Source organism: Barnesiella sp. CU968 (genome assembly GCF_905219685.1).
In the GTDB taxonomy this organism is placed as follows: domain Bacteria; phylum Bacteroidota; class Bacteroidia; order Bacteroidales; family Muribaculaceae; genus Lepagella; species Lepagella muris_A.
The window spans coordinates 1-3969 of record NZ_CAJMXD010000278.1 but is presented as its reverse complement, the minus strand read 5'-3'; the positions used below and the strand labels follow the sequence as shown (position 1 = coordinate 3969).

Annotated in this window: 5 protein-coding genes; all 5 read right to left on the bottom strand. The window is 50.3% G+C overall.

The window, feature by feature from the left end; genetic code table 11:
• Nucleotides 1–107 precede the first annotated feature (107 nt).
• The gene (locus JX312_RS10175) at nucleotides 108–644 is read right to left on the bottom strand and encodes a 2-oxoacid:acceptor oxidoreductase family protein (protein ID WP_204457916.1); all 537 of its coding nucleotides are present in this window, start codon (nucleotides 642–644) and stop codon (nucleotides 108–110) included.
• Between the two features lie 79 nt (nucleotides 645–723).
• Nucleotides 724–1485: a thiamine pyrophosphate-dependent enzyme gene (locus JX312_RS10170; RefSeq protein WP_123406429.1), complete on the bottom strand. Its 762-nt coding sequence runs from the start codon at nucleotides 1483–1485 to the stop codon at nucleotides 724–726.
• 21 nt (nucleotides 1486–1506) lie between these two features.
• A complete protein-coding gene (locus tag JX312_RS10165) occupies nucleotides 1507–2595 on the bottom strand; it encodes a 3-methyl-2-oxobutanoate dehydrogenase subunit VorB (RefSeq protein ID WP_204457915.1) in 1089 nt (362 codons plus the stop codon).
• 54 nt (nucleotides 2596–2649) lie between these two features.
• The gene (locus tag JX312_RS10160; RefSeq protein ID WP_123406425.1) at nucleotides 2650–2880 is read right to left on the bottom strand and encodes a 4Fe-4S binding protein; all 231 of its coding nucleotides are present in this window, start codon (nucleotides 2878–2880) and stop codon (nucleotides 2650–2652) included.
• Nucleotides 2881–3010: 130 nt separating this feature from the next.
• On the bottom strand, nucleotides 3011–3730 hold the full coding sequence (locus tag JX312_RS10155; protein WP_124031075.1) for an NAD-dependent deacylase: 720 nt from the start codon (nucleotides 3728–3730) through the stop codon (nucleotides 3011–3013).
• Between the last annotated feature and the right edge of the window lie 239 nt (nucleotides 3731–3969).

The window sequence follows — 3969 nt, the reverse complement described above, 5'->3', positions numbered from 1 at the left end:
CATTCTGACAGCATCCTCGCTATCCGGCTAAAATAAAGGCGGTGTGTCAAATTTTATCAATTTTGACACACCGCCCTGAGTGGTTATCTCAAACCTGAGTGGTTATCTCAAATAAGAGTTCTTCCTTTTTCGATTGCCTGTTCGTTGAGGGGAATGAGTTTGTGGTGTCTTTCCGGGAGCGATTTTTTCAATCCCTTTATCANATTCTCCATCGGCAGCTTGTAGTCCATGGCTTCGAGCAAGGCTCCCATCACTACCATGTTGTATGCCTTTGAATTGCCGATCTCAAGTGTGGCTTCCATGGCATCTATCGGGTAGATTTTGATGTCTTCACGGGTGGGGTGCTTGTGTATGCCGTTGGTGTCATAGATGAGGATACCGCCCGCTTTCACTTTTTCTCCGAATTTGTCAAGGCTCTGCTGGTTAAGGGCTATGACGATGTCATAGCGGTCGAGTACGGGCGATGATATCTTGTCGTCAGACAGAATGACTGTGACATTCGCCGTGCCGCCTCTCTGTTCCGGACCATAAGAAGGCATCCATGTGACTTCTTTGTCATCCATAAGACCGGAGTAGGCGAGAATCTTGCCCATTGAAAGGACTCCTTGTCCTCCAAAGCCGGCTATTATTATTTCTTCTTTCATTTTTGATGCTGTATTGTTTTTTGGACAGGGCAATGGCAAAAAATGTTTTCAACAATTTCCTGACATTGCCGTTTCTGTGTCACACATTCTTAAGGTCTCCGAGCGGATATTTGGGGAACATGTTCTCTTCCATCCATTGGTTCGCTTTCTCGGGCGACATCTTCCATCCGGAATTGCAGGTGGCGACAACTTCCACAACAGAGGTGCCTTTTTTCGCAATCGCGTTTTCAAATGCTTTTTTGAGACAAGCCTTGGTCTTGCGAACTGCAGCGGGAGTGTGTACTGCCTGACGGGTTACGTAGCATGTTCCGTCAAGGATAGCCATGAGGTTGGTGATTTCCAGCGGGTGTCCGTTGAGGTCGATGCGGCGTCCGTATGGAGTGGTTGCGGTCTTTTGTCCTACAAGCGTGGTCGGAGCCATCTGTCCTCCGGTCATGCCGTATATGGCATTGTTGACGAATATCATGACGATATTTTCGCCGCGGTTGGCGGCATGTATTGATTCTGCCGTTCCGATTGCCGACATGTCTCCGTCGCCCTGATAGGTGAAGACCACGTTTTCGGGCCATAGGCGGGAAATGGCTGTGGCTACGGCGGGGGCGCGTCCGTGTGCCGCCTCCACCCAGTCAACATCCACATAGTTATATGCGAACACGGCGCAACCTACCGGCGAAATGCCGACGGTCTTCTCCGTAAGTCCCATCTCTTGAATGACTTCTGCAAGAAGTTTGTGTATCACGCCGTGGCTGCAGCCGGGGCAGTAATGCATGTGAACCTCTTCGAGAAGCTCCGGTTTGCTGTAAACCTTGTTTTCCTGGCAAATGATATCTTCGATTTCCATTGTTGCTTTCTTTTAGAGGGTTTATTTCCTGTTGATGATTTTTTCTTCCAGTGCGTCCACAACCTCTTCCGGGCTGGGGATTATGCCGCCCATGCGGCCGAAATGCTCCACGGGAAGTCTGTCGTGTACGGCAAGACGCACGTCTTCCACCATCTGTCCGGCGTTAAGCTCCACTACGAGCACGCCTTTCTTCCCTTCTGCCGCCTTGCTGATTGCCTCGGAGGGGAAGGGCCAGAGTGTGATGGGGCGTACGATTCCGATCTTTATGCCTTTCTCTGCTGCTATCTCACGCGCTTTGTCGCAAATGCGGGCAATAGAGCCGAAGGCAACGATGAGATAGTCTGCGTCCTCTACGCCGATTTCCTCCCATCTTGTCTCGTTCTTCTCGATCTCACGATAGCGTGCCTGAAGCTGGTGGTTGATGACTTCCATTTTAGAAGACTCAAGCTCAAGCGATGTCACTACATTGCGTTTGCGGCCATCCTTGCGACCGTTGGTTGCCCATGGGCACTGGCGGCGGATTTCCTCCTCCGTTCTGCGGGGACGCTGCTCGGGAAGAACCACTTTCTCCATCATCTGTCCTACGATGCCGTCGGCAAGAATCATGGCGGGGTTGCTGTATTTGAATGCAAGGTCGAAGCCGAGACCTACGAAGTCAACCATCTCCTGAACTGTAGAGGGCGCAAGCACGATGAGGTGATAGTCTCCGTGACCGCCGCCTTTGACTGCCTGGAAATAATCAGCCTGCGAGGGCTGGATTGTTCCGAGACCCGGGCCGCCGCGCATCACGTTCAGAATCAATGCGGGCAGAGATGCCGCCGCTATATAGGATATCCCCTCCTGCTTGAGGCTGACACCCGGAGAAGATGACGATGTCATCACTGCTTTGCCACTTGCCGCACCTCCGTAGACCATGTTGATGGCGGCTACTTCGGATTCAGCCTGGAGCACGACCATGCCTGTGGTTTCCCATGGCATCAGTTCTTCAAGGGTTTCGAGCACCTCCGACTGGGGGGTGATCGGGTAGCCGAAATAGCCGTCGCAGCCGTAACGTATGGCGGCGTGGGCTATCGCCTCGTTCCCTTTCATAAGTCTCACTTCTTCTTTCATATTCCTTGTCGTTGTGTTTTCTTGGTTGGATTGATGGAATTGTCTCGCATTCGCTTAGTCAACGCGTTTGCGATATACTTCGATACAAGCGTCGGGACATACCCAGGCGCATGAGCAACACCCTGTGCAGCTCTCTGGATTAGCCATGTAGGCGTAATGGTAGCCGCGGTCGTTGACCTCGTTGGGCTGCAGCGACAGTGTCTTTGTAGGGCATGCCACTACACACAGGTTACACCCTTTGCATCTTTCGATGTTTACGGTGACCGCTCCTCTGATTTTTGCCATAGTTATTTAGTGTTTTTTTTGGTTAGATCGAACAGGTTGTGAAGCCGCGGGGCACTGCGGGCAGCAACTTGTGTCCGCGGCGCTATCGCATCTGTCACAAAGGTAATACTTATTTCTCTTATTCCGGCTGTTATTTCTTATGTTTTTCAACATAAGCATGAAGAATCTCTGTCAAATCCCTCATGCCTTCGGTGGCTTTCTTTCTGATGACAGTGACATCAGGATGTCCTGCCGTCGAGGCGGGGTTGGGATCGATGTAGAAGACAGGAATGCCGGGACGTGTGTATTCAATGAGTCCTGCCGCCGGATATACGGCGAGCGATGTGCCTATCACAACAAATATATCTGCAGACATGACAATCTCCACTGCTTTCTCTATATTCGGGACGGGCTCCTGAAAAAAGACTATGTGCGGACGCATCGGGTCGCCGTTGCGTCCTCGGGTCGCCGGTGTGGTCTCCAGATGGTCTGTGTCGAGGGTCTCGATGTAATCGGGATTGCTGACCGAACGTATCTTCATCAGCTCTCCATGGAGATGAAGCACGTTTTTTGACCCTGCGCGTTCGTGGAGGTCGTCTACATTCTGTGTTATAACGTAGACGTCAAAATCTTTTTCAAGTTCTGCGAGCGCCTTGTGAGCGCCGTTGGGCTCAGCCTTCAGGAGCTCCTTCCTTCTTTTGTTGTAGAAGTTGTGCACAAGCTCCGGATTCTGCGCGAATCCTTGCGCTGACGCAACCTGCATCACCGGATAGTTCTCCCATAATCCTCCGGCGTCGCGGAAAGTTGTGATTCCGCTTTCTGCACTTATTCCAGCTCCGGTGGAGATAACAAGTATCGGTTTATTTTTCATAGTGTCCGTTTTTACGCTTCTGCAAATATAACACTTTTCATCTTCCGGGGCAAAACGGGTGTGTCTTTTTTTGTTAAATTTACAATAATAGATGTGGAACTCGTCTTGAATTATCAATATCATTATTTTAAACAAGCTCTTAGAAACTGTTTAAATTTAATTCGATTTTTTTATATAGTACATCTTGTGGCTTCCTTGTGGTCTTTTATGGCTGTTTTCACCGAGTCTCATCGGTCACA